We start from the raw sequence: 22,416 nt of genomic DNA, 5'->3' as shown, positions 1-22,416 counted from the left end.
TTTGTGAAAGGAAAATCTTTAACTATATGGAAAGAAGTGCATTTCCCAAGCAGATTTCTGTTTATTCCAACTCCTTGCTAGGTGAATCTCGCAATGAGGTTATGGTAAATGCTTGTTTTTCAATAAATTTATGTCTTTTTTTGTAAGATACTTGAGGTTAATTGATTAGTGGTTTGGGCTCTGACTATTTTGCACGCTAATGCACATTAGCCTTGACTTTTGTGCATTAGCGTGCAAAATAGTCAGGTATGAAACGGATGCAAAAAGAACATATTTTAAACGATCTCCAAAAAAAAATGGTTTTCCTAACAGGTCCACGCCAGACAGGAAAAACAACCCTTGCAAAGGATATCGCCAAATCTTTTAAATCTTCAGCCTATCTAACCTATGACCGTGCAGAAGATCGTAAGATCATTTTAGAGGAAAGTTGGCTTCCTCAAACAGAGCTCCTCATTTTTGATGAAATCCATCAGATGGAGGGATGGAAAAACTACCTAAAAGGGGTTTATGACACCAAGCCATCTAAACAGAAAATTCTCGTTACAGGAAGTGCACGATTAGAAATCTTCAGAGAAATTGGAGACTCTCTTGCAGGACGTTATTTCCTCCATCGTCTGTTCCCTCTTTCTCCTGTAGAATGCGACCATGCCGCAGTAGACTACACCCTTGATCACTTTCTAGAACGAGGAGGATTCCCCGAACCTTTTTTTGCTAAAAATCCCACTGATGCCAAAAGGTGGCGTCAGCAGTACACAGACAGCTTACTCCGTGCCGATGTTCTCGACTTTGAAAGCATTCGTAACCTTCGAGCCATCCGCCTCGTCTTCGAGCTTCTTCAAAGGCGGGTCGGTTCTCCTGTATCCTACCGCTCAATTGCTGAAGATGTTGCTATCGCTCCAAATACAGTCAGGAAGTACGTTCAAATCCTTGAGGCTCTCTATATCATTTTTCTCGTCCCTCCCTACTCGAGAAACATTGCGCGGAGCCTCCTTAAAGAGCCTAAAGTCTACTTCTTTGACACAGGGCTTGTCGAGGGAGACCTCGGAGTGAAATTTGAGAACTTTGTCGCAATGTGCCTTCTTAAACATGTTCATTTCAAAATCGATACCAAGGCAGAAGACTATGCCCTTAGGTACCTGCGGACAAAGGAGTCGAAAGAGGTTGACTTTGCCTTAGTGAAAGATGATGAGGTCAAAATGATGATCGAGGCAAAGTACGCCAACCACACCGTCCATCCTGCCTTACGCTACTTTCATGAAAAGTATGACATCCCAGCTACTCAAGCTGTCAAAGAGCTCAAACGAGAGCGAATGGCAAATGGGGTTGAGATTCATAGAGGACTAAACTTCCTAAAAAGCCTTGATCTGTGATAAGCAGTGGAATATGTATATCGTTCACTTAGCAACAGAACTTTCTCCTATCGCAAAGGTGGGAGGACTTGGAGATGTCACCGCCGGCCTTTCCAAAACACTTGTCGAAGAGGGACAAAAGGTCGAAGTGATCCTCCCCTTCTACAAAAAGATCGATCGGAAACAGCTCAAAAATCTCAAATCTCTTGGCGATTCTTTTTGGTCTGCCGAGTATGACACGATCCCTTTAGTCCTCATCGAGTCTCCCCTCTTTCAGCGAGAAAACATCTACGGCGAAAAGGATGATATCGAGCGGTTCACCTTCTTTCCAGAGGCGGCCCTCAAGTACCTTCTAAAAAGCAATAAGCACCCCGATATTCTCAATTTGCACGACTGGCTCACCTCCTTTGCCGCCCCCCTTTACAGAGAGACCTATCAGAAAAAGGGGCTCAAGGTGGGGGCGATCGCTACCACCATCCACAATATGAAATACCAAGGGGTCTGCCCCCCTGGCAAACTTCCCCTAAAAAGACCTTCCCTCATCAAAAACAAAAAGGGAAACCTCCTCCAAGCAGGACTGATGGAGTCTGATGTTTTGACAACGGTTTCCCCCACCTACGCCAAAGAGATCGAACGAAAAGAGGGCTATGGCCTTGAAGAGGTCATCAAGCAAAAAAAAACCAAAGGGATCCTCAATGGGATCGACACCTCCTACTGGAACCCCGAGACCGACCCCCTCCTTGCCGAAAACTACACCCTAGAAACCCTGACCGAAGGAAAAAAAGCCAACCGGAAAGCGCTCCAAAAAGAGCTCAAAATGGACTACGACTCGGCTCCCCTTTTCACCTCAATTTCCCGCCTTGTTCAGCAAAAAGGGCCTGAGCTGATCCTCGCCGGCATCGAATATGTCCTTAAAAAAGGAGGACAGTTTATCCTCCTCGGGTCGACCCCCGATCCTTGCCTAAAAAACCAGTTCCAATCCCTCTCCGAAGAGTACCGCGATAATCCCCATGTCCACTTCCATTTTACCTTTAACGAAAGGCTCGCCCACTTCACCTACGCCGCCGCCGACTTTATCCTCATTCCCTCTCTCTTCGAGCCTTGTGGCCTCACTCAGATGATCGCCCTCCGCTACGGCACCCTCCCCATCGTTCACAAAGTGGGGGGCCTCAGCGACACGATCTTCGATATCGACCATGAAGAAATCCCCAAAGAAAAACGGAACGGCTACACCTTCGAGTTTCCTGCCGAGGATAGCCTCCGCTGGTCGATCGACCGTGCCTTTGAAAACCATAAAAACAACCCTAAAAAAAACCAACTCATGCTCCAAAATGGCATAAAAAAAGACTGGAGTTGGAAGACCCCAGCCTTAAAGTATCTGCAGACCTACAAAGAGGCTCTACAAGCGGCTATTCACCACCAGCTGTAAGTTTCTGAAACCTGTCTGGTAGAATGGGGTTTAACCACCCCCTGTTGTAGCTATAATAAGCTCCTCCAGCAACAAGCAGTAGTAGTAGCGCTACGGCACCAATTTTTACTTTGTTTAAGGAATTTGTTTTATCGTTATTGTTGTCATTATTAATGTTGGATGAAGAACTAGAATTAGAAGTAGGGCTTAAACCGCTGCTACTGTTATCATCTTCAACATCAGAGCGTAATGGTGAAGAGTTGGTGCTGGATGAGGAAGAGTTTTGGCCATCATCACCAGAAGCATTCAAATTTTGATCAATTTTGTCGTCACTTTCTAATCGATTTGGACTCGAAGGAGTGGAACTAACATCACTGTCACTGTCGCTGATGATTATGTTGGCGTTTGGTGTGGTCTGATTATCAGATTTTTTTGATAGTGTAGCGTTATCACTACTGGAATTGTTGATTACTTTTTCAGCAATATCACTAGTTGTGGCAACCTGTTTTTCATTTACAGTTTGGTCAGTGGGTTTTAATACAGAATTATCTGTGGCATTACTGTTATTTGGATCGATAGTGCTAGACATTTTTTGAGTCTCCTTCTTTAAAATTTTTGTGTCTAAAATCTAACCGGAATGTTAACGCCCAAGCGAATAAAAAGCAAAGAAATAAAAAATCCTAACTTAAGAAACTTAAAACAAACACCTTAAATCGAATTAACCCTGCTACTCATTCTTCCAGGCGAGCTTGATGTAGTCCCGGTTGGCCCAGATATACTCAGCGCCGGCAAAGAGGGTGTAGAGGGCGGCGGCTGAGATAATGTAGAGGCTGATCATCTGGAGCTGGATCAGCGGGAGGATCCCCCAAGAATAGGGAATCATCAGGATTAGGATCGCAAAGATCGAGATCGCTTGGAGGACCGCTTTGACCTTGCCGCTGGTCCGGGCGGCGAGGGTGACGCCCCGGAAGGCGCAGACGGTCCTGAGGGTACTGATCATTGCGTCGCGGTAAACAAAGACGAAGACGAGGAGAAGGGGCAGTCGGATAAACCCTTGGGTAAAGGTGAGGAGAATGGTGAGGCGGGTGATGCTATCGGCCATGGGGTCGAGAATTTTTCCGAGCTCGGTCACCATGTTAAAGCGGCGGGCCAGGTAACCATCGAAAAAGTCAGAAAGCTCTGAAAGGGTGAGGAGGAACATAAGGATAAAGGGCAAGGCATGGAGGGAAACCCCGAGCTGTTGGTACTTGAGATAAAAAATTAAAAAGATGGGGCTGATAAAGATCCGCCCAATGGTTAGGAATAGGGGTAATTTCACCGGTATGGTTCCTCTTAATAGCGATATTTTACTTGCGGCTTTCATGCCGTCCACTTATACCCGGAGTGCTACCTAATGTCAATTTTTTCAATGCAAGTTGTCCACAGGCGGCAGCGATGTCTTTTCCTTTGGTGTAGCGGCAGGTGTTGCGGACGCCCCCTTTAGTCAGAAGTCTTCGAAAGGCTTCGATTGCTTCTGTAGTGGGCCGTTTGAGCTGAACACCGGGAACGGGGTTATAGGGAATGAGGTTAACGATGCAGGGGTCTTTTCGAACAAGGTGGGCAAGCTCTTCGGCATGGTGAGGCTGATCGTTGATCCCCGCAAGGAGGACATATTCGTAAGTGAGATCCCGTTTGGTAAAGCGGGCATAGTCGCGGACACTTTGTAAAACATCCTCAAGGGGATATTTTCGGGCGTAAGGGACCACTTTTTTTCGGATGTGCTGGTTGGGCGCATGGAGAGAGAGGGCAAGGTTGACCTTCATCCCTTCGCCAATGAGCTGCCTGATATAAGGGACAACACCGACGGTCGAAACGGTAATTTTGCGAGGAGAAAAGTTCAAAAGTTCGGGGTCGATCAGGATTTTTAGAGCGCGGACCACCTCTTCATAATTATCGAGGGGCTCCCCCATCCCCATAAAGACGATGTGACTGACCCTTTCGCCGATTTGAAACAGGTGGTGGTTGATCTGAACGACCTGCTCGACGATCTCCCCTGCGGTGAGGTTCCGCATCAGTCCTTGTTTGCCTGAGGCGCAAAAGGCGCAGCGGGCGGGACATCCCACTTGGGAGGAGACGCAAACGGTCCGCCGCTCCCCACTGGAGATGAGGACCGACTCAACAAGGCGGTTATCGGAAAGCTTCCAAAGAAATTTTTTGGTCTCTCCATCGGCAGAGTCTTCGCTGCCTTGGAGTGTAAGCTGGCCGAGCAAAAGCTTTTTTTTAAGGACAGTGCGCAAATTTTGAGAAAGGTTGAGCATGGCGTCGTAGTCGACAACCCCTTTTTGATAAACCCAGTCACAAAGTTGGGTCGCTCGAAAAGGCTTTTCCTCCTCTTCGGCAAAAAAGTTTTTCACCTCTTTCCCATAGAGGGCACAAAATTCTCGCATAATATCTCCTATTTCTGCATGATTGTCTCATAAACGGTTGTTTAAAGATAGAATGACTTTTCAAGAGATTATCAATACCCTTCTATCCTTTTGGGCCCGCAAGGGATGCCTGATTCAACAAGGACATGACGTCGAAGTCGGCGCAGGAACCTTTAACCCTGCCACCTTCTTACGTTGTTTAGGCCCTGAGCCCTATAATACGGTCTATGTGGAACCGTCCCGCCGCCCGCAGGATGGCCGCTTTGGGGAAAACCCCAACCGGACTCAACTTTTCCACCAGCTTCAGGTGATCATGAAACCCTCTCCGAAAGAGATCCAAAAACTTTATTTGGAATCTTTGGAAGAGCTCGGCTTTAATCTGAAGGAGCATGATATCCGCTTTGTCCATGATGACTGGGAGTCCCCCACCCTCGGCGCATGGGGTCTTGGCTGGGAAGTGTGGCTCGATGGGATGGAAGTCACCCAGTTTACCTACTTCCAATCGGTCGCTGGCTTTTCGCTAAAACCGATTAGCGTTGAACTGACCTACGGCTTAGAAAGGCTCGCAATGATCATCCAGAAGAAGAAAAGCTTCTTCGAGATGCAATACAACGAAAAACTCACCTATGGGGATATCTACCACCAAAGCGAAATAGAGTGGAGCCACTACAATTTCTATAAAGCCTCGACCAAGATGTGGCACCGCCACTTCGAAGATTATGAAACAGAGGCGAAAGCGCTCATTGCAATCGACCTTCCCCTCCCCGCTTACGACTTTGTGATGAAGGCCTCCCACGCTTTTAACATGTTAGAGGCGCGGGGCGTCCTCTCCGTTACGGAGCGGACGGGCTATATCGCTCGGGTCCGTGAATTAGCGCGAGGGGCAGCCACCTGTTATCTCGCCTCCCGCGAAAAATTGGGCTTTCCGATGCTTCAGAATGAGAGGGTAAAAGAGACAAAAACCTTCTCCATCCCAACCGCTTTTGATCCAAAGAAAAAGAATGACTTTTTATTGGAGATTGGGTCGGAAGAGCTCCCTGCAACATTTGTGCCAATTGGATGTCGCAACTTAAAAAACGCCCTCGAAAAACTTCTCAAAGAATCGGAGCTCAAGTTTGGTGATGTGTCGGTCTATGGGACTCCCCGTCGCCTGGCGATTTTGGTAAAGGGACTTGTCCACGGCACTGAAGAGGTGGAAGAAGAGCGAAAAGGGCCTCCCGTTTCGATCGCTTATGATGATGCAGGAGTGCTCACCAAGCAAGGAGAAGGCTTTTTTAAATCGGTTAACTTACCCCCCCTAAAGAGGGACGAGGTGGATGGAGATTACATCCGCGTCACGGTGAAGAAGAAAGGGGTCTCGACATTCGAACTTTTAAGCCGCGCGCTACCCAAACTCATTACCGACCTCCCTTTCCCCAAGAGGATGCGGTGGTCTGATATTGAGGCAAGCTACGCCCGCCCCTTGCAGTGGGTGGTGGCCCTTCTTGGAAAAGAGGTGGTTCCTTTCGAGGTGGCTGAAGTGGTCTCTGGAAATGTCTCGCGGGGTCATGCGCAGCTGTGCGATGAACCCATTGAGGTTGCCTCTCCTGGAGACTATGTTGCTGCGTTGGAAAAAGGGAAGGTCCTCGTCGATACAAAGGCGCGGAGAGAAAAGATCGAAAAAGAGCTTACCGCCATTGAAGAAGAGACCAAGACAACGGCCCTTTATAAAGAAAAAGTCCTCGCACAGGTTCTTTACCTCGCTGAGTGGCCACAATTGACCTATGCCTCTTTCAACGAGGCTTTCCTAAGGGCTCCCGAAGAGGTCCTGACCTCCGAGATGGTGGAGCACCAAAAGTACTTTCCCTTAAAAGATGCTTCTGACAAGCTCGCTCCCCTCTTTGTCATCACCGCAGATAACACCCCGAATGAGCTCATTAAAGAAGGGAACCAAAATGTCCTTTCAGCCCGTCTTTCCGATGGGGTTTTCCTCTACGAAGAAGATCTCAAAACCTCACTCGACACCTTTGCAAAAAAACTGGAGATGATCGTCTTTCAAAAAGAGCTGGGATCGGTAGCTGAAAAAGTCTCTCGCATTAAACACCTGGCCCTCACCCTGTGCCAAGCCCTTGAGCTGGGAACCGAAAAGATAGTGGTCCGCGCTGCAGAACTCTGTAAAGCAGACCTTGCATCAGAACTCGTCCAAGAGTTCCCCGACCTTCAAGGGACGATCGGCAAGTACTATGCCCTCCATCAAAATGAGGAGAAAGAGGTCGCCCTCGCGATTGAAGAGCATTGGCTCCCTAAGTCCGAACGGGGCGCCCTACCAAGAACCGCTGCAGGAATTGTCCTTAGCTTAGCCGATCGGATCGACAATCTCATTAGCACCTTCAAGGTGGGGCTCAAGCCCACTTCTTCAAGCGATCCTTACGCCCTACGTCGCCAAGCGATCGGGCTGATCAAAATCCTGGTCGAAAACCGCCTCAACCTCGACTTAGAAATTCTCATCAAAGATCCCGAGGTGCAGGGCTTTATAACCGCCCGCGCAAAAGGGGTTTTCGAAGAATATGGCTTTAAAAAAGATGAGATTGAAGCCGCTCTTCAAACCCGGTGCACCGATCCTTACGATCAATTTCTAAAAACCGAAGCGCTTCACTCCTTCCGAAAAAGTGACCATTTTTCAGGCCTTTTTGAGGTTTATAAACGAGCAAAAGGGCAGATCGGCTCGGAGAAAAGACAGACGATCAAACCCGATCTTTTCGAAGCAGGAGCTGAAAAGTCCCTTTATAAGTCACTCACCTCCTTAGAAGGGCCTCTCAAAGATCTCCTCAGGGATCAGAGCTATGAGGGAGCCTTTAGGGAGCTGGCTAAGCTCCGCTCTCCCCTGGCCAAGCTCTTCGATGAGGTGAAAATTTTGGCCGATGATCCACACGTCCGCTCTAACCGGATCGCGCTGCTTCAGGAGGTCTTCTCTCACTTCTCTTTACTTCTTGACTTTGGGAAGATTCAGAACCTCTAATTACAGAAGGAGGAGCCCTTAAAGCATCAAAGGCCTTGGCAAGCTCCAAAACTTCCTCCTGGGAACATTGCCCACTTTGGATTTTGATCTTGATCTTTTCCCGCTCCTCCATCCAATGATGTTGGAGCATCTTGGTCACCGTTTCGATCACCCCCTCTTCCGCTCTTTCGGTATTCACTTTTTTCTGGATCAGCTCGGAAAAAAGGATTTGTTCTTCGGGATTTTCTAAGTTATTGGCAAGCGACAAAAGATCGGCTGGTTTTTGAGCCTCGAGGTTCTCCATGTATAGGGAAAAGAGGCGGCGGCATAAGGTGACGCTAAAGTGTTCGGGACGGAGGTTTTCTTTAATAATCTCAAGAAGAGAAGGCTCCGCATCGCCCAAAAGGTAAAGCCAGCGAAGGAGGTCTGTTTGAAGGACCCGATCGGGGTTGATCGCCACTTCGGAAAGTTTTCCCTCCCGCTTGATGTAGGTCGTGCGGCGGACCTCTTCTTGTCCCACACCCACCAGTTTTTCAGGGACTTGGGTGAGTTGCGCCAGCTTTCTGAGTGATTCGTGGACCATGAGGGGATGATCCCAGCTCCGAATCCGCTCAGCAATCGTCTGAATCAGGTGACTTTTTCCCGAAGGAGAAGAGAGGTCGCTCTCTTTCGAAAAATAGCCCACCAAAAAGGAGAGATAATCCTCTGCCTTTTCCAAAAGCTCGGTAAAGGCGGGGGGCCCTTGCTCTTTTAAAATCGTATCGGGATCCATCCCTGGAGGCGTTGGGACAACATAGACCTCCACCCCCTCTTTTTGAAAGACGTTTCCAATCTTTGAGGCAGCGGTTTGTCCCGCTTCATCCCCATCCAAAGCCAAATAGACCCGGGTAATCCCCAGCTTGAGAAGCTCTTTCACATGTTCTTCGGTAAAGGCGGTTCCCTGTCCTGCAACGGTGATGTTAAAACCCGATTGGATGAGGCGGAGGGCATCGATCTGCCCCTCCACAACAATGGCCCGCTTTTCCTTGGCGATCTGCCGCCGCGAAAAGCTCAATCCATAGAGGGTGTGGGACTTTTTAAAGAGGGGGGTCTCGGGAGTGTTGACATACTTGGGGCCAAAAGTCTCTTCACTCGTCTTCCGGGCCGAAAAGCCGATCACGCCCCCCGAAACATCCAAAATCGGGAAGGTGATCCGGTTCGAAAAAAAGACCTTTTTCTTTCCATCGGAGAGAGTTTTGATGAGACCGGCAGTTTCTAGAAGCTGAGCCGTATACCGATACTTTTGCATAAACTTTCCGAAGACAGCACCACTTCGTGGAGCAAACCCCACCTTAAAGAGGCGGATAAAATCGAGGTCAAGCCCCCGATCATAAAGGTATTTGAGGGCCCGGTGTCCCTCGTCGGTATGAAGAAGGTAGGTGTGATAAAAATCGGCTGCTTTTTGAAGGGGTTCTTTCAGCTCTTTTTTGCTTGGTCCCGTCTGCCGCCTGTCATACTCGACCTCTTCAAGCGGAATCTGAAACCGCTCTGCCAACGTTTCGACCGCCTCGACAAAGGTCATCTTCATGTAGCCCATCAAAAAAGCAATCGCATCGCCATGGGCACCACATCCAAAGCAATGGTAGTGAGAATCTCCCCGGTGAATCACAAAGGAGGGAGTCTTCTCATCATGGAAGGGGCAAAGCCCTTTATAGCTACTTCCTGCAGCCTTTAGGTTCACATGAGAAGAGATCACCTCGACAAGGTCGATCTTCTCCCTTAAGAGCTCGAGACTTTTCTTTGCGTAAACACCCATTCTTTTTAGTCTATACGATCGACATTTTTTCTGCGATGCTCTATCTTGGTAGTCATGGATAAAACAAGTTTTAAAAAAAAGGTCTACCGGAAGCTCGACGCCTCTCCCCTGTCGGGAACGATTTCTCCTGCTTCGGTCAAAGAAGAACGGGAACCTAAGAAAATTATTCCCTCGAGCGCCACGAAAGGACTTCGCGAAGAGTTTAAAAAGACCTTTCTCCCCCTACTCATCGATGTTTTCGAGCTCCGGCAAATGATTGAAAACTATAAGTCGCAGCTCCATGCAACTTCCCCCTCCCCCATCGAAAACATCTCTAAATCGCCCCAAGAAATTTTAAAGCGCCTCGAAGAACTCCAAAATGACATTGTCGAATCGCAGCGGTGGTGCGATGGGGTAATCCTCCAAATCGCTAAGGGAATCGAAGAGGCTAAAGAGGCCCTTGATCTCATCAATGGAGAAAAAGAAGAAGGCCTTTTAAAAAAGCTCCTAAAAAGGATTAAAAAATGAACCTTTGTGTAGAAAAACTCTCTCCGATGATGGCCCAATGGTATGCCTGCAAACAGAAAGCCAAAGAGGCTATTTTGCTCTTTCGACTGGGCGACTTTTATGAGGCTTTTTATGACGATGCCACTCTTCTCTCAGAAGGGGTCGATGTGACCTTGACGCAGCGGCAAGGGATCCCGATGAGTGGGGTGCCCGCTCACGCTGCCGAAGGGTATATAGAAAAGCTCGTTGAAAAGGGGTACCTAGTTGCCATTGCCGAACAGGTGGAGGATGCGAAACTTGCCAAGGGGCTCGTGAAGCGGGAGATTGTACGGGTCGTCTCTCCAGGAACGTTACTGAACTCGATCCCCGAAAACGACAACAACTTTTTCGCTTCGATTACAATCCTCAATAAGAATTATGCGCTGGCTCTTTTGGATCTTTCAACGGGAGAGCTCCGCGTCTCGGAAGCAACCGATTTGAAAGAGCTCCAGGATGAGTTTTTCCGTCGCCGCCCTTCCGAGGTGCTCCTTTCCGAGCGGGATTATCAGACGTTAAAGCCCCTTTTGGAGGGGGTCCGGATCACCAAAAAAGAGAACTGGCGGTTCAACCCGCAAAACGCTTTTAATTTTCTCACCGGCCACCTCAAAGTCCACTCCCTCGATGGGTTTGGCCTTCAGGGGATGACGGCCAGTGTCACCGCTGCGGGCGCCCTCTTGTCCTACATCGAAGAGGACCTCAATTTATCCACCAGCCATGTGAAAAAAATTGCCCGCGATGAGCTCTCTTCTTACATGGCAATCGACAAAGCGACGCAGCGGAACTTAGAGTTGACCGAGCCCCTTCATAAGGGAGGAAAAAACTGCACACTCCTGAAGCTGCTCAATCACACCCGCACCCCGATGGGAGCCCGTCTCTTTAAGTCATGGCTCACCCACCCCCTTCTTTCTCTCGATCGGATCGTCAAACGGCAAGAGGCGGTTGAGGAGCTTCAAGGGTACCTTCCCCTTGCGGAAAAGCTCCGCCCCATCCGCGATTTAGAGCGGCTGATGACCCGGATCTCGACCGGAACGGGAACGCCCCGCGACCTGACAACGCTAAAAACCTCTTTGGATGCGGTTCCGGCCATTCGTAAAAGCGTCGCAAGTTTTAAAGCGCCCCTCTTTGAAAACATGGTCTTTCCCCCCACCGAAGCGATTGCAAAAAGGATCGAGGAAACCCTTGTGGAAGAGCCTCCCGTTAAGCTGGGCGAAGGGAAGGTGATCCGGTTTGGAGTGAATGAAGAGCTCGATGAACTTTGCACTCTGAAAACCGATAGCAAATCGTGGATCGCTCAGTACCAAAGTGAGCTGAAAGAGCAGACCGGGATTCGGACACTCAAGATCATCTTTAGCAAAGCGTTTGGCTACTGCATCGAGGTGAGCCGGGGGCAAGCGGATAAAATGCCCGACTCCTTCCAGCGGCGGCAAACCCTCGTCAATAACGAGCGGTTTATCTCCCCCGAACTCAAAGCCTATGAGGAAAAAATCTTCTCCGCTGAAGAAAAAATCCAAGCCCTTGAAAGTCGCCTTTACCACGAGCTCCGCAAAGAGATCGCTACCCATAGCGATACGATCACCCTTTTGGCGCGGAGCATCGCGGCGCTTGACTGTCTCCTTTCCCTGGCAACGGTTGCGGTAAAAAACCAGTACACCCGTCCGATTTTAGATGAGAGCGATACCCTTTCGATCGAAGTGGGACGCCATCCGGTAATCGAAGCCTCCCTTTTAGGCGATGCATTTATCCCCAATGACACCCAGCTCGATGAAGAGGCCCGTCTCGTCTTAATTACCGGCCCCAACATGGCAGGAAAGTCGACCTATATCCGGCAGGTGGCCCTCATCACTATCATGGCGCAGATCGGTTCCTTTGTCCCAGCCCAAAAGGCCCACGTCGGCCTCGTCGATAAAGTCTTTAGTCGGATTGGAGCGAGCGATGACCTTTCCCGTGGCCAGTCGACCTTCATGTTAGAGATGACCGAGACGGCCAATATCTTAAACAATGCGACCTCCCACTCCCTTGTGATTTTGGATGAGATTGGAAGAGGCACGAGCACCTTTGATGGGATCTCGATCGCCTGGGCTGTTGCCGAATACCTCCTAAAAATGGGATGTAAAACCCTCTTTGCCACCCACTACTGGGAGCTGACCGAAATGGAAGAGGATCACCCGGGTGTCCAAAATGTCCATGTGGCGGTCCAAGAGGCGGCTGACCGGATCGTTTTCCTACGAAAAATCGTGGCGGGAAGCACCGACAAAAGTTATGGAATCCATGTGGCACGCCTTGCAGGGCTTCCCCCTTCGGTCCTTAAAAGGGCGCACGATGTCCTTCACAAGCTCAGTACACAACAACTTTTGGAAGGCGATGAGCAAGCGAGGCAAAAACAGGTTTTCTTGAATGACGAATCCCATAGCCAAAGCGCTATGGGTGAGGAAGAAAGGAAACCTGGTAAAGCCGCAGCTGTCCATCGACCCCAAAAATTGTCGTGTACTGAGCTTCATAAGTTAGAAACCACCGGTGACACTCCAAAACAGCAAGAGCAACTCTCCTTTTTCACTCCGCCCCCTTCTATTGATGAAGAGGAACTGAAGAGCGAACTCGAAAAACTCAACCTCAACGAGACAACCCCGATGCGCGCCCTTCAAAAACTCGAAGAGTGGAAAAGTAAGTTTTTATGATCGATCTCGATAAGCTTCCCAAGGAACCAGGTGTTTACCTGATGAAAAACAAGCGGGGAGAGATCCTCTATATCGGGAAAGCCAAAGAGCTCCGGAAGCGGGTCAAGCAATACTTTGTTCCGGGAAGGGATGGGCGGATGATGGTCCCCTTCCTCACCTCACAGGTGGAAGAGATCGACACCATTGTCACCTTCTCCGAAAAAGAGGCTCTCCTTTTAGAAAACACCCTTATCAAAAAGCATCAGCCGAAGTACAACGTCCTCCTCAAAGATGACAAAACCTTCATCAGCCTGACGATTAATCATAAGCACCGGTGGCCCATAATCCGGATTGCCCGCTACCGAGGGAAACCTCCTGGGAAGGGGCTCCACTTTGGTCCCTATACGAGCGCTTTTGCCGCTCGGCAAACGCTCGATCTGATGAACCGGGTCTTCAAGCTCCGTCAGTGCTCTGACCGGGAGCTTACCTCAAGGAGCCGCCCCTGCCTCCTCTATGGGATCAAGCGGTGCCTCGCCCCTTGCGTCGACAAGTGTACCCATGAAGTCTATGAAACAGAGGTGAAGCGGGCAATCGAATTCCTTAAAGGGCATGACAAGGCGATCCTCCGCGATCTAAAAAAAGAGATGGAAACCGCCTCCGAAAATCTCGAATTTGAGCGGGCAGGCTCTCTCCATAAAACGATCGGGCAGATCGAACATGTGACAAAGAGTCGCCAAGCCATCATTCGAGCAAAAGGGAAGGACTGCGACATCTTTGCCCTCTACCACGAAGGGAAACATCACATCATCGCCCAGCTCATGTTCCGCGAAGGACGGCTCACAGGCGCCGACCACTTTAAATTTATCGAGCTTGCCTCCACCGATGAGGAAATTTGGGAAAGTTTCCTATTACAGCACTACCAAAACCAAGACAAGCGACCCCCAGAGATTCTTCTCCCGATCACCCTGAAAAAAGAGTCCCTTCTTGAAGAAATTTTAGAACTCTCTTTGGTCCACCCGAAAAAAGGGGAAAAGGTCCACCTCCTCGAGCTCGCTAAGAAAAATGCCAAGGCTCTCTTTACCGAAGAGCTTTCTAAAGAAGAACTGCTACTTGACTTGCAAGAAACGTGTGGCCTCGATCGGTGCCCCGTCCGGATCGAATGCTTTGACACCTCCAATATTTCAGGAACCGATCTCGTCGCCTGCATGGTCGGCTTTACAGATGGGAAGCGGGATAAAGAACGGACCCGCCTTTTCAATATCAAGCAGATCGACACGGGGGATGACTATGGGGCGCTACGTGAAGTCCTTACCCGCCACTACACCAAAGCCAAAGAAAAGGATGAACTTCCCGACCTCGCCCTTATCGATGGAGGAAAAGGGCAGCTCAATGTTGCTCTCGACGTCTTTAAAGAGTTGGAAATTGCCAATGTCGATGTGATCTCCCTTGCCAAAGAGGAGGGGCGGCATGACAAGGGGCTTAACTTCGAAAAAATTTTCGTCCCCCATAAAAAAGATCCGATTTTCCTCTCTCCCCGTTCGTCAACCCTCTTTATCCTCCAGCAAATTCGGGATGAGGCCCACCGCGTTGCCATTACCCACCACCGGAAGCGGCGGACCAAGCGGATCATCCAGACCGAGCTCGATACCCTTCCTGGGATCGGCCCCAAGAAGCGTTCCCTTCTCCTGAAACATTTTGGAAGTGTGAAGCAGATTAAAAAAGCGAGCCGTGAAGCACTCGAACGGGCGCCCGGCCTCACAAAGAAAGACATCGAAACCATTTTTACCTGGAAAAGTAAGCTATAGCTGATCGCCTGGCTTTTTCTTTTTCCCCTGGCTTGGATAGACAACCCCCCCCCCTACTTTAAGGCAAGTATGTGGGGTTTTTGTCTACCAAAGCCAGAGAAAAAATCGAAAAGCCCTTCGAGCATCTCTAGCTTGCTTTCCCAGGAGCCAATTGCAAAATTACTGATTAATCGATTTTTGGGCATGGTTCAAAATACAGCATGCTGAGGTAACACTTCACGACGTAGCTTTTCTTCGCCTTCGGCTCCGAAGCTGTGTCGGTTCAGTGGATTTTTTTTGTTAAGCTGAAAGTCGAGCAAAGCGAATATGGTAAGTGGCTAAAAACCTGGAAAAAAAGAGGCTTGTTCCTTGGTGAAAGATGTGCAAGGTTTTCTAGGAAAGAACCTTTCCAGCGAACTGACATGGCTTCGGAGCCGAAGGCGAAGAAAAGCCATGCGGTGAGCTGTCCGCGGCTTCAAAATGGCTCTGCAAAATCGCCCCGCACGAGGGGTGGAACAGTGCTTTGCACGGCCCCCCGAGGAGGGTCGATTTGGCTTGCCAGATTGAAGATCAAGGGGGCAGCAGGGGGCTTGCCCCCGACGCATCTTTCATAAGACCAAAATTGTTACCCTATTTTGAACCATGCCGATTTTTGGAAGATTTTTGCAAATTTTGCCGTTTGATGAAAACTCACATACCCTTTAGGGTAGGGTGTTTGCATCAAACGGCAAAATTTGTGAAAAGAACCGAAAAGCGATCATCAGTAATTTTGCAATTTGCTCCCAGGTATTAAGTTTCAACAAATGTCAAAGTAAACGGTTTGAAGTAGTGAAGCCGCTCTCCTAAAAAGGTTTTCCATTCCCCCTCAAACTCCTCTTCTTCAAGCTGTCCCATTCCTGAAGTGAAGATCTCAAGCCTCCCTTTAGGATGGACCGCCACATCAAAACTCCACTCCTCATCGGGAAATTTCTGCTGAAAGTGGTCCAGGGCAACCTCCTGAATCACCCCTTTGTCGATATCAGCAGAATCGAGCGCTAAAAAATTGCGACGATTCAGACGAAAAATGGCAATAAAGAGGAGGGAGCCAAACCCTAAAATCGAAGCGCCGATGAGGCGGCAAGCCTCTCCAGGCTCGAGGAGAAAGTTAACCAGTGCTACACGGAGATGAGCGGCATAGGGAAGGGTTAAAAACAAGACCCCTACTCCAATAATGAAGCAGGTGACAAAGAAGTGGACCGCTGAGAAAAGGAGGTCTTTGGTCTTCATTGAACCTATCCGTAAGCTAGAGTGTTCTTGATTTTCACCTGATTTCTAGTAGATTTTTGGAAGCTGACTTGAGCACATTGTCCAAGAGACAAGGGCAAAAGATCAGCTTCTAAAAAGATGCAGAAGGAGTGCAAAGAAAGGGCGCTATAGTTTTCGGATAGGTTCATAAATTCTCGGGGGAGAACTCTTCTTCTTCCTTTTCGAGCTCTTCTTCCATAATATCTTCGATCGGTTCATCAGAAATAAGCGCCTTGAAAACAACGTGGACGCACGCAACATGGAGTCCCGTTAAGTTGCAGACCTCTTCGGCGATCTTGCTTTGAATTTCCTTTGCCTTTTCAGGGATGGAGATCCCATGGGCAATATTAACCTCGACCTTGATGCTCACCGAGTGGTTCTTAGAGTCTTGCTCGACGTGGATCCCCTTGATCCGCTCGTTCCCTTCACGGCCAAGAAGGTTGTCAAGGAGGGTTCCCTCGAGGAGGGCGACTCCCTCGACCTCGGCTAAACATTTAATGACAATCGATTGAAAAACGCGACTTTCGATATCGCGCGCAAAGACGGTGTCGGCAAATTTGAGCTCCTTGGTGTCGAGCTCCTTAAACTGATCATGCATTATGAACCTATCCTAATATTGAATCTCTATTTATCTCAGTCTACATCGTTCGATTAAATTCCGAAAGAAGAACCTACACGAACCGACTTACGGCCCGGTTTCTATTAATCGGACTCGGCGGGGGTGTTTTTCGGTCCTCTTGGTCATCATCTATTCCAAGAACATATTTACAGATTTGCCATGATGCAACACATAGTCCAACAACAAGGGTACACCCTCCTAAGTTGAGCAGACCTTGCAAACAACAATCACCCTCTTGCTGATTGGCTGGTTGTTGCACCCTTAGAACAATATCTCGAATATCGTCAATAGTCAGAGGGGTTTTATCATCACGGTTTTTAATCAGTTTGCCATCTTTATTGTATTCTCTGCGAATGAACTCTTTCCGAATAGGCTGAATGTAACGTTCCACCTTATTAATATTTTTGTACTGCTCTTCTTTATATGGTTTATTTATATCATCAACCTTCAAAGTAATAGCTGATATTTCCTCCTGGCACATTGGGCAAACAATCTTTGCCTCTTTATCAAGAACTTTGTTCACAATGTACCCAATTAAAAATTCATGCTTTATGTTGTTTTTCTCACAGACTGAATTTTTTTCCTTATGAACAACTTGAGCAGGAAACTGAAGCTCATAGCCTGTTAAATCACATTCAGAAAGCGTTTGTTTCTGACCGTTCATATTTGATGATGATGCCATACAGGCCCCTTTGCGTTAATTCGAAAAAAACATTAAACCTGGTGCAACATTTTTTTTCAACTTTTTTTTTATCTGTCGACTAAGGTATGATGGGGACCATGATTTACTTGGCTTCCTGGCTTCTTTTTGGATGGATCTGTTACCGGATAGCCCTAAAACGGGGGCGTACTCCCACGACCTGGTTTTTTCTAGGGGTGGCTCTTGGCTTTATTGCCGTTGTGATTCTATACCTTCTTCCCTCAAAAGTGGTCGAGAAAGCTCCACCCCCTCAAGTGGTTGCTCCTCCTCTTCAGTCACAAAAATTATGGTATTACCTTGATGGTGAGGATAAGCGGTATGGGCCGATGAGTTTTTATGCCCTGCAAAAGGCTTGGGATGATGATCTGATCACCGCAGCGACCTATGTCTGGAATGAGGAAATGGAAAACTGGAAAAGATTAGAGGAGCTGCCGAATCTCCTTCAGACATAAAAAAAGCCCCAGTCGGGGCTTTTTTCTTACCAAGAAGCCTTGGTGACTCCGGGAATCAGCCCGGCACTTGCCATTTCTCTGAAACAGAGACGAGAAAGGCCAAACTTTCGGAGGTAGCCTCTTTGGCGGCCGGTGAAACGGCACCGGTTCCGAAGGCGAATTTTTGAAGAATTTTTAGGAAGGGAATTGAGTTTTTCTTGGGCGGCCATCCGCTCCTCTTCGGTCACGGTCAAGCTACGCACAATCTTTTTGAGCTCTTCTCTTTTTTCCCACTTCACACGAACCATGTGGTTGCGCTTCTTTTCTTTTTCGATCATTGCTTTTCTAGCCATTACTTCTTCCTTGCTGGTCCTTTTTGTCGCTGCTTGCGATTGGGGTTTCTCTTATTAATGACGTAGAGGCGGCCTCGCCGTCTTACCACTTTGTCCCCTTTGCTGGGGTCTGCTTTTACAGATGCTCGTACTTTCATTATCAAATCCTAAAATTTATCAATAAGCCGAGTATATAGATTAGGGGAATTCTTGACAAGAGGGCGAGTTCATAAATTTTTTTTATGGTTGAAGATTTATTCTGACTGAAGTAAAATGGTCTTTATATTTCAACATAAGAGTTACCAGAGTTATGAAAAGAACCTATCAGCCTAGCAAAAGAAGACGAAAGAAAACCCACGGTTTTCGTGCCCGTATGAAGACCGTCAGTGGGAGAAATCTCATCAATCGGAAGCGTAGTAAGGGGCGGAAGCGCCTTGCTGCTTAAATTTTCCCGCCTCCAGAGGATCGTATCGCGGCGCGAGTTCCGTGCTATCTACGAAGAGGGGAAAAAGCATGTGGGAAGCCGGCTCCTTGCCTTTGCCCTAATCAAGGAAAAGACCCCCTCAAAATTGGGAATTACCATCGCGAGAAAATGGGGCAAGGCCCACGACCGGAACCGTTTTAAACGGATCGTCCGTGAGGCTTACCGGAAGCTCTACCCCATTCTTCCCCCAGGGCTGGTCCTTAACATCCACCCTCGAGAGGGATACCGGGAGCTTACCTCTAAAGACATTGAATCTGAACTGAAACAGGTCATCAAGCACTGTGGCAAAGCTCAACAAAAACCAACAAAAAGCGGCAACAACCACTGAAGGGAAGGTCCTGATCCTTGCTGGGGCAGGAAGTGGGAAAACCCGAGTCCTTGTCCACCGTATTGCCCATCTCATCCAAGGCAAAAAAATTTCCCCCACAGCCATTTTAGGGCTCACCTTTACCAATAAAGCTGCCGAAGAGATGCGGGAGCGGGTTGCCCATATGGTCTCTAAAGAAGAAGCCTCCGCTGTGACCCTTTCAACCTTCCACAGTTTTTGTATGCGGATTCTCCGCAAAGAGATCCACCGCCTTGGCTTCACCCAAAAGTTTACCCTCTACGACGAAAAAGATATGCGTCGTCTCATCATGCAGGTGGCCGAAGAGCTCTATGAGGGAGAGGAGGAGCTCGCTCTTGAACCGATCATCACCTCCATTTCTTATCTAAAAGGGAAGGGGATGACCCCTTCAGAAAAAGAGCCATTTGTGAAAGAGGTCTATGAGGGGCTTCGGACCGCTATGCGGGCTTATAATGCCCTCGATTTTGATAGCCTCTTGACCTTAACGGTCGAACTTTTTGAAACCTTTCCTGAGGTCTTAGAAAAATATCAAGACCGCTTCCGCTACATTATGATCGATGAGTATCAAGATACCAACCCGATCCAGTACCGTCTTGCCTCTCTCCTTTCTGAAAAGCATGGGAACCTCTGCGTTGTCGGTGATGATGACCAGTCGATCTATGCTTGGCGTGGCGCTGAAGTGGAGCACATCCTCAATTTCCCTGCCGATGTGACGGTGAAGCTCGAGCAAAACTACCGCTCCACCTCCCACATCTTAAAAGCGGCCAATGCGGTGATCCGCAACAATGTCCACCGCCATGACAAAGTGCTTGAGGCCAATGCGGGAGAGGGAGAGACCCTTGAGATCTTCAATGCCCCAACCGAACAAGATGAGGTGGAGGCGGTGATCAAGCGGATGCTCCAGCTCAAAGAGGAAAAGAATTACAGGTGGAAAGAGATGGCGATCCTCTACCGCTCCAATAACATTGCCCGTTCATTTGAACTTTCCCTGATGCAAACGGTCTGGAGAAAAGGGGAGCAGTGGGTCCGCGGAATCCCCTACCAAGTTTTTGGCGGACTCGGTTTTTTTGAGCGCGCCGAAGTCAAGGATCTGATGGCCTACCTGCGGATTACCTCCAACCCTAAAGATCAAGAGGCCCTCCTTAGAATCGTCAACTACCCCCGTCGCGGCATCTCCGATAAAACGCTCGATACCATCACCCAGTTTAACCGACAAAAGCGCCTTCCCCTCATGGCGGTGATGGAAAAAATTGCAGCAGATGCTTACCCCGAGCTAGAGCTCACCTCGCGGGGCACCCAAGGGATCAAAAACTTCATGATCCTCTACCAAGGGATGACCGAAAAGTTTCAAAGTGCCTCCCTTTCCGAGGCACTTAAATGGCTTGTGGAAAAAATTGACTATAAAAATGCGATCTTTAACGAAGTCAAAAGTGATAAGGGACGAGAGTTCAAGTGGGAAAATGTCCAAGCGTGTATTTCCGCCCTTCAAACCTACGAAAAAGAGGAAGATCCCACCCTTCACGATTTTCTCTCTAGCTCCATGCTCAATAAAAAAACGATCGATAAAAAGGACCGTTTTGGCGAAGACAAGCTCAACCTGATGACCTTTCATAGCGCGAAGGGACTTGAATTTCCCGCCGTCTTCCTCGTTGGTCTTGAAGACCAGCTCATCCCCCATGCGAAAAGCCAGACCAAGGAAGGGATCGAAGAGGAGCGGCGTCTTCTCTACGTCGCCATCACCCGAGCGATGGAAACCCTCTGCCTAAGCATGGCGCGGAAGCGGACCCAACATGGAAAGCTCGTCAGCTGCAACCCCTCCCGTTTCCTCTTTGAGATTCCAAAAGAGATCCTCAAGGTGACCTCATGGAAGTAACGATTCTCCGCCACCGGAAAGAAAACCTCAAAAAGTGTAGTCTTGCCGGACTAGAAAGCCGAGAAGAGATGCACTTTCTTACCTATCCAACCGACCCGATCCCCTTTCTCCCCAATACCATCCTCTTAACCCTTGATGCCCCTCCTCTCTCCCCTGCTGATAAGGACCACGGCCTCTTTTTAATTGATGGGACCTGGAAATATGCAGCGGTGATGGAGCGGCAGCTGCCCCATAAAGAGAAGTGGATCCGCCGGAACCTACCCTCCGATGTCCGAACCGCCTATCCCCGTAAACAGACCGACTGCGTCGACCCGACCCGCGGACTCGCCTCCGTCGAGGCTCTCTACGTCGCTTATGACATTCTTGGATGGGATACGACAGGCCTTCTTGACCACTATTTCTGGAAAGAAGAATTCTTAAAAAAGGTTGCTTTTTTGAACACTTAACTTTTCCAAAAAAGTCGGTCTCTTTTTTTTCGATTTTCGGCATGGTTCAAAATACAGCATGCTGAGGTAACACTTCACGAAATGTGGACACTTCACGACGTAGCTTTTCTTCGCCTTCGGCTCCGAAGCTGTGTCGGTTCAGTGGATTTTTTTTGTTAAGCTGAAAGTCGAGCAAAGCGAATATGGTAAGTGGCTAAAAACCTGGAAAAAAAGAGGCTTGTTCCTTGGTGAAAGATGTGCAAGGTTTTCTAGGAAAGAACCTTTCCAGCGAACTGACATGGCTTCGGAGCCGAAGGCGAAGAAAAGCCATGCGGTGAGCTGTCCGCGGCTTCAAAATGGCTCTGCAAAATCGCCCCGCACGAGGGGTGGAACAGTGCTTTGCACGGCCCCCCGAGGAGGGTCGATTTGGCTTGCCAGATTGAAGCTCAAGGGGGCAGCAGGGGGCTTGCCCCCGACGCATCTTTCATAAGACCAAAATTGTTACCCTATTTTGAACCATGCCGATTTTTTTGGCTGGCAAAGTGTGGAGATCGAATCTAAACTTTCATAAGTTTCTGAGATCGAACATGAAGCCAACCGGGAAAAGATGAATCAAGATATCCTAATTCTTAGGGTTGACAGAGCACTAGCAACAGCCACAACTCAAGCCCTATTCAAACGGACCAAATACAAAGACCTTAAAGCTGTTCAAGCACCCCTTAAAGAAGTTGCTTTAACCACCCTAAAGAGGGCGGTCGGAGAAGCGGCCCTCTTGCACCTCTTCCGTTATGGCGCCATTCAGTGGATGCATTGGGTGTCAGATGAGACTCTAAAAAGTATCATCCAATTCCCACAAAAGATTCTAAATGGTCTGCCAAAAGAAGATCTAAAGGAACTCCCAAACATGGTTTTACGGAAGTTTCAAGAGCCGTTGCCAGAAGAAGACCGAAACACCCTTATAGAACGGTTGCCAGAGCAAGAGCAAAAGATGCTCAACGACTCATTGACTTCTCAAAAGAAATAAA

21 protein-coding genes are annotated in these 22,416 nt (G+C 48.6%); 12 read left to right on the top strand and 9 right to left on the bottom strand.

The window, feature by feature from the left end:
• Positions 1–248: 248 nt before the first annotated feature.
• Together NEPTK9_RS00380 and NEPTK9_RS00375 are read left to right on the top strand one after the other, a co-directional pair.
• Entirely contained in the window at positions 249–1,370 is a 1,122-nt protein-coding gene (locus tag NEPTK9_RS00380; protein ID WP_194846844.1) for an ATP-binding protein, read from the top strand.
• 13 nt (positions 1,371–1,383) lie between these two features.
• Complete coding sequence (locus tag NEPTK9_RS00375) at positions 1,384–2,778, top strand: glycogen synthase (RefSeq protein WP_194846843.1); 1,395 nt, start codon at positions 1,384–1,386, stop codon at positions 2,776–2,778.
• Here the strand turns inward: NEPTK9_RS00375 and NEPTK9_RS00370 are convergent.
• The 3 genes from NEPTK9_RS00370 to rlmN all read right to left on the bottom strand — a co-directional run bounded on the left by NEPTK9_RS00370 (position 2,759) and on the right by rlmN (position 5,183).
• On the bottom strand, positions 2,759–3,346 hold the full coding sequence (locus NEPTK9_RS00370; RefSeq protein WP_194846842.1) for a hypothetical protein: 588 nt from the start codon (positions 3,344–3,346) through the stop codon (positions 2,759–2,761). The genes NEPTK9_RS00375 and NEPTK9_RS00370 overlap by 20 nt on opposite strands.
• Positions 3,347–3,484: 138 nt before the next feature.
• Positions 3,485–4,075 carry a CDP-diacylglycerol--glycerol-3-phosphate 3-phosphatidyltransferase gene (gene pgsA, locus NEPTK9_RS00365; RefSeq protein ID WP_194846841.1) on the bottom strand — a complete coding sequence of 197 codons (591 nt, stop codon included), beginning with the start codon at positions 4,073–4,075 and terminating at the stop codon, positions 3,485–3,487.
• A gap of 28 nt (positions 4,076–4,103) precedes the next feature.
• A complete protein-coding gene (gene rlmN / locus NEPTK9_RS00360) occupies positions 4,104–5,183 on the bottom strand; it encodes a dual-specificity RNA methyltransferase RlmN (RefSeq protein ID WP_194846840.1) in 1,080 nt (359 codons plus the stop codon).
• 52 nt (positions 5,184–5,235) lie between these two features.
• Between rlmN and glyS the strand changes: the two genes are divergently transcribed.
• Positions 5,236–8,160 (top strand): glycine--tRNA ligase subunit beta, encoded by a 2,925-nt coding sequence (gene glyS, locus NEPTK9_RS00355; protein ID WP_194846839.1) that lies wholly within the window; start codon positions 5,236–5,238, stop codon positions 8,158–8,160.
• Here the strand turns inward: glyS and dnaG are convergent.
• The gene (gene dnaG, locus NEPTK9_RS00350) at positions 8,081–9,934 is read right to left on the bottom strand and encodes a DNA primase (protein WP_194846838.1); all 1,854 of its coding nucleotides are present in this window, start codon (positions 9,932–9,934) and stop codon (positions 8,081–8,083) included. The genes glyS and dnaG overlap by 80 nt on opposite strands.
• A gap of 54 nt (positions 9,935–9,988) precedes the next feature.
• Here dnaG and NEPTK9_RS00345 point away from each other — a divergent pair, with 54 nt between their 5' ends.
• The 3 genes from NEPTK9_RS00345 to uvrC are packed head-to-tail and all read left to right on the top strand — an operon-like array spanning position 9,989 to position 14,918.
• The gene (locus tag NEPTK9_RS00345) at positions 9,989–10,441 is read left to right on the top strand and encodes a hypothetical protein (protein ID WP_194846837.1); all 453 of its coding nucleotides are present in this window, start codon (positions 9,989–9,991) and stop codon (positions 10,439–10,441) included.
• Positions 10,438–13,134: a DNA mismatch repair protein MutS gene (mutS, locus tag NEPTK9_RS00340; protein WP_194846836.1), complete on the top strand. Its 2,697-nt coding sequence runs from the start codon at positions 10,438–10,440 to the stop codon at positions 13,132–13,134. Before NEPTK9_RS00345 ends, mutS begins: the two co-directional genes overlap by 4 nt.
• Complete coding sequence (uvrC, locus tag NEPTK9_RS00335) at positions 13,131–14,918, top strand: excinuclease ABC subunit UvrC (protein ID WP_194846835.1); 1,788 nt, start codon at positions 13,131–13,133, stop codon at positions 14,916–14,918. The genes mutS and uvrC overlap by 4 nt, the downstream gene beginning before the upstream one ends.
• A 768-nt stretch (positions 14,919–15,686) precedes the next feature.
• On the opposite strand, the gene NEPTK9_RS00330 is transcribed toward uvrC, so the two are convergent.
• The 3 genes from NEPTK9_RS00330 to NEPTK9_RS00320 all read right to left on the bottom strand — a co-directional run bounded on the left by NEPTK9_RS00330 (position 15,687) and on the right by NEPTK9_RS00320 (position 17,482).
• Entirely contained in the window at positions 15,687–16,163 is a 477-nt protein-coding gene (locus tag NEPTK9_RS00330) for a hypothetical protein (RefSeq protein ID WP_194846834.1), read from the bottom strand.
• A 163-nt stretch (positions 16,164–16,326) separates the two neighbouring features.
• The gene (locus NEPTK9_RS00325; RefSeq protein WP_194846833.1) at positions 16,327–16,779 is read right to left on the bottom strand and encodes an Asp23/Gls24 family envelope stress response protein; all 453 of its coding nucleotides are present in this window, start codon (positions 16,777–16,779) and stop codon (positions 16,327–16,329) included.
• Between the two features lie 73 nt (positions 16,780–16,852).
• Positions 16,853–17,482, bottom strand: coding sequence for a hypothetical protein (locus NEPTK9_RS00320; protein WP_194846832.1), 630 nt, complete (start codon positions 17,480–17,482; stop codon positions 16,853–16,855).
• 89 nt (positions 17,483–17,571) lie between these two features.
• On the opposite strand from NEPTK9_RS00320, the gene NEPTK9_RS00315 reads away from it, so the two are divergent.
• Complete coding sequence (locus NEPTK9_RS00315) at positions 17,572–17,952, top strand: DUF4339 domain-containing protein (protein WP_194846831.1); 381 nt, start codon at positions 17,572–17,574, stop codon at positions 17,950–17,952.
• 26 nt (positions 17,953–17,978) lie between these two features.
• On the opposite strand, the gene rpsN is transcribed toward NEPTK9_RS00315, so the two are convergent.
• Positions 17,979–18,284: a 30S ribosomal protein S14 gene (gene rpsN, locus NEPTK9_RS00310; RefSeq protein WP_194846830.1), complete on the bottom strand. Its 306-nt coding sequence runs from the start codon at positions 18,282–18,284 to the stop codon at positions 17,979–17,981.
• On the bottom strand, positions 18,284–18,421 hold the full coding sequence (gene rpmJ / locus NEPTK9_RS00305; protein WP_194846829.1) for a 50S ribosomal protein L36: 138 nt from the start codon (positions 18,419–18,421) through the stop codon (positions 18,284–18,286). The genes rpsN and rpmJ overlap by 1 nt, the downstream gene beginning before the upstream one ends.
• A gap of 152 nt (positions 18,422–18,573) precedes the next feature.
• Between rpmJ and rpmH the strand changes: the two genes are divergently transcribed.
• The 5 genes from rpmH (at position 18,574) to NEPTK9_RS00280 (ending at position 22,415) form a co-directional block, all read left to right on the top strand.
• Positions 18,574–18,708 carry a 50S ribosomal protein L34 gene (rpmH, locus tag NEPTK9_RS00300; protein ID WP_194846828.1) on the top strand — a complete coding sequence of 45 codons (135 nt, stop codon included), beginning with the start codon at positions 18,574–18,576 and terminating at the stop codon, positions 18,706–18,708.
• Positions 18,698–19,075 (top strand): ribonuclease P protein component, encoded by a 378-nt coding sequence (gene rnpA, locus NEPTK9_RS00295; RefSeq protein ID WP_194846827.1) that lies wholly within the window; start codon positions 18,698–18,700, stop codon positions 19,073–19,075. Before rpmH ends, rnpA begins: the two co-directional genes overlap by 11 nt.
• Positions 19,029–20,966: a UvrD-helicase domain-containing protein gene (locus NEPTK9_RS00290; protein ID WP_194846826.1), complete on the top strand. Its 1,938-nt coding sequence runs from the start codon at positions 19,029–19,031 to the stop codon at positions 20,964–20,966. Before rnpA ends, NEPTK9_RS00290 begins: the two co-directional genes overlap by 47 nt.
• Entirely contained in the window at positions 20,957–21,412 is a 456-nt protein-coding gene (locus NEPTK9_RS00285) for a hypothetical protein (protein WP_194846825.1), read from the top strand. Before NEPTK9_RS00290 ends, NEPTK9_RS00285 begins: the two co-directional genes overlap by 10 nt.
• 586 nt (positions 21,413–21,998) lie before the next feature.
• Positions 21,999–22,415 carry a hypothetical protein gene (locus NEPTK9_RS00280; protein ID WP_194846824.1) on the top strand — a complete coding sequence of 139 codons (417 nt, stop codon included), beginning with the start codon at positions 21,999–22,001 and terminating at the stop codon, positions 22,413–22,415.
• The last annotated feature ends 1 nt before the right edge of the window (position 22,416 follow it).

Origin of the sequence: Candidatus Neptunochlamydia vexilliferae (assembly GCF_015356785.1) — a bacterium.
Taxonomy (GTDB): domain Bacteria; phylum Chlamydiota; class Chlamydiia; order Chlamydiales; family Simkaniaceae; genus Neptunichlamydia; species Neptunichlamydia vexilliferae.
This window is presented reverse-complemented; position numbering and strand designations above follow the sequence as displayed.

Excerpts from the sequence above, each read along its gene's own strand:
- rpmH (WP_194846828.1), top strand. The coding sequence starts at position 18,574 with ATGAAAAGAACCTATCAGCCTAGCAAAAGAAGACGAAAGAAAACCCAC.
- uvrC (WP_194846835.1), top strand. The coding sequence starts at position 13,131 with ATGATCGATCTCGATAAGCTTCCCAAGGAACCAGGTGTTTACCTGATG.
- NEPTK9_RS00330 (WP_194846834.1), bottom strand. The coding sequence starts at position 16,163 with ATGAAGACCAAAGACCTCCTTTTCTCAGCGGTCCACTTCTTTGTCACC.
- NEPTK9_RS00345 (WP_194846837.1), top strand. The coding sequence starts at position 9,989 with ATGGATAAAACAAGTTTTAAAAAAAAGGTCTACCGGAAGCTCGACGCC.
- NEPTK9_RS00380 (WP_194846844.1), top strand. The coding sequence starts at position 249 with ATGAAACGGATGCAAAAAGAACATATTTTAAACGATCTCCAAAAAAAA.
- rlmN (WP_194846840.1), bottom strand. The coding sequence starts at position 5,183 with ATGCGAGAATTTTGTGCCCTCTATGGGAAAGAGGTGAAAAACTTTTTT.
- rpsN (WP_194846830.1), bottom strand. The coding sequence starts at position 18,284 with ATGGCTAGAAAAGCAATGATCGAAAAAGAAAAGAAGCGCAACCACATG.
- NEPTK9_RS00375 (WP_194846843.1), top strand. The coding sequence starts at position 1,384 with ATGTATATCGTTCACTTAGCAACAGAACTTTCTCCTATCGCAAAGGTG.
- mutS (WP_194846836.1), top strand. The coding sequence starts at position 10,438 with ATGAACCTTTGTGTAGAAAAACTCTCTCCGATGATGGCCCAATGGTAT.
- NEPTK9_RS00325 (WP_194846833.1), bottom strand. The coding sequence starts at position 16,779 with ATGCATGATCAGTTTAAGGAGCTCGACACCAAGGAGCTCAAATTTGCC.
- dnaG (WP_194846838.1), bottom strand. The coding sequence starts at position 9,934 with ATGGGTGTTTACGCAAAGAAAAGTCTCGAGCTCTTAAGGGAGAAGATC.
- glyS (WP_194846839.1), top strand. The coding sequence starts at position 5,236 with ATGACTTTTCAAGAGATTATCAATACCCTTCTATCCTTTTGGGCCCGC.
- NEPTK9_RS00280 (WP_194846824.1), top strand. The coding sequence starts at position 21,999 with ATGAATCAAGATATCCTAATTCTTAGGGTTGACAGAGCACTAGCAACA.
- NEPTK9_RS00370 (WP_194846842.1), bottom strand. The coding sequence starts at position 3,346 with ATGTCTAGCACTATCGATCCAAATAACAGTAATGCCACAGATAATTCT.
- NEPTK9_RS00320 (WP_194846832.1), bottom strand. The coding sequence starts at position 17,482 with ATGGCATCATCATCAAATATGAACGGTCAGAAACAAACGCTTTCTGAA.
- rpmJ (WP_194846829.1), bottom strand. The coding sequence starts at position 18,421 with ATGAAAGTACGAGCATCTGTAAAAGCAGACCCCAGCAAAGGGGACAAA.
- NEPTK9_RS00285 (WP_194846825.1), top strand. The coding sequence starts at position 20,957 with ATGGAAGTAACGATTCTCCGCCACCGGAAAGAAAACCTCAAAAAGTGT.
- NEPTK9_RS00315 (WP_194846831.1), top strand. The coding sequence starts at position 17,572 with ATGGGGACCATGATTTACTTGGCTTCCTGGCTTCTTTTTGGATGGATC.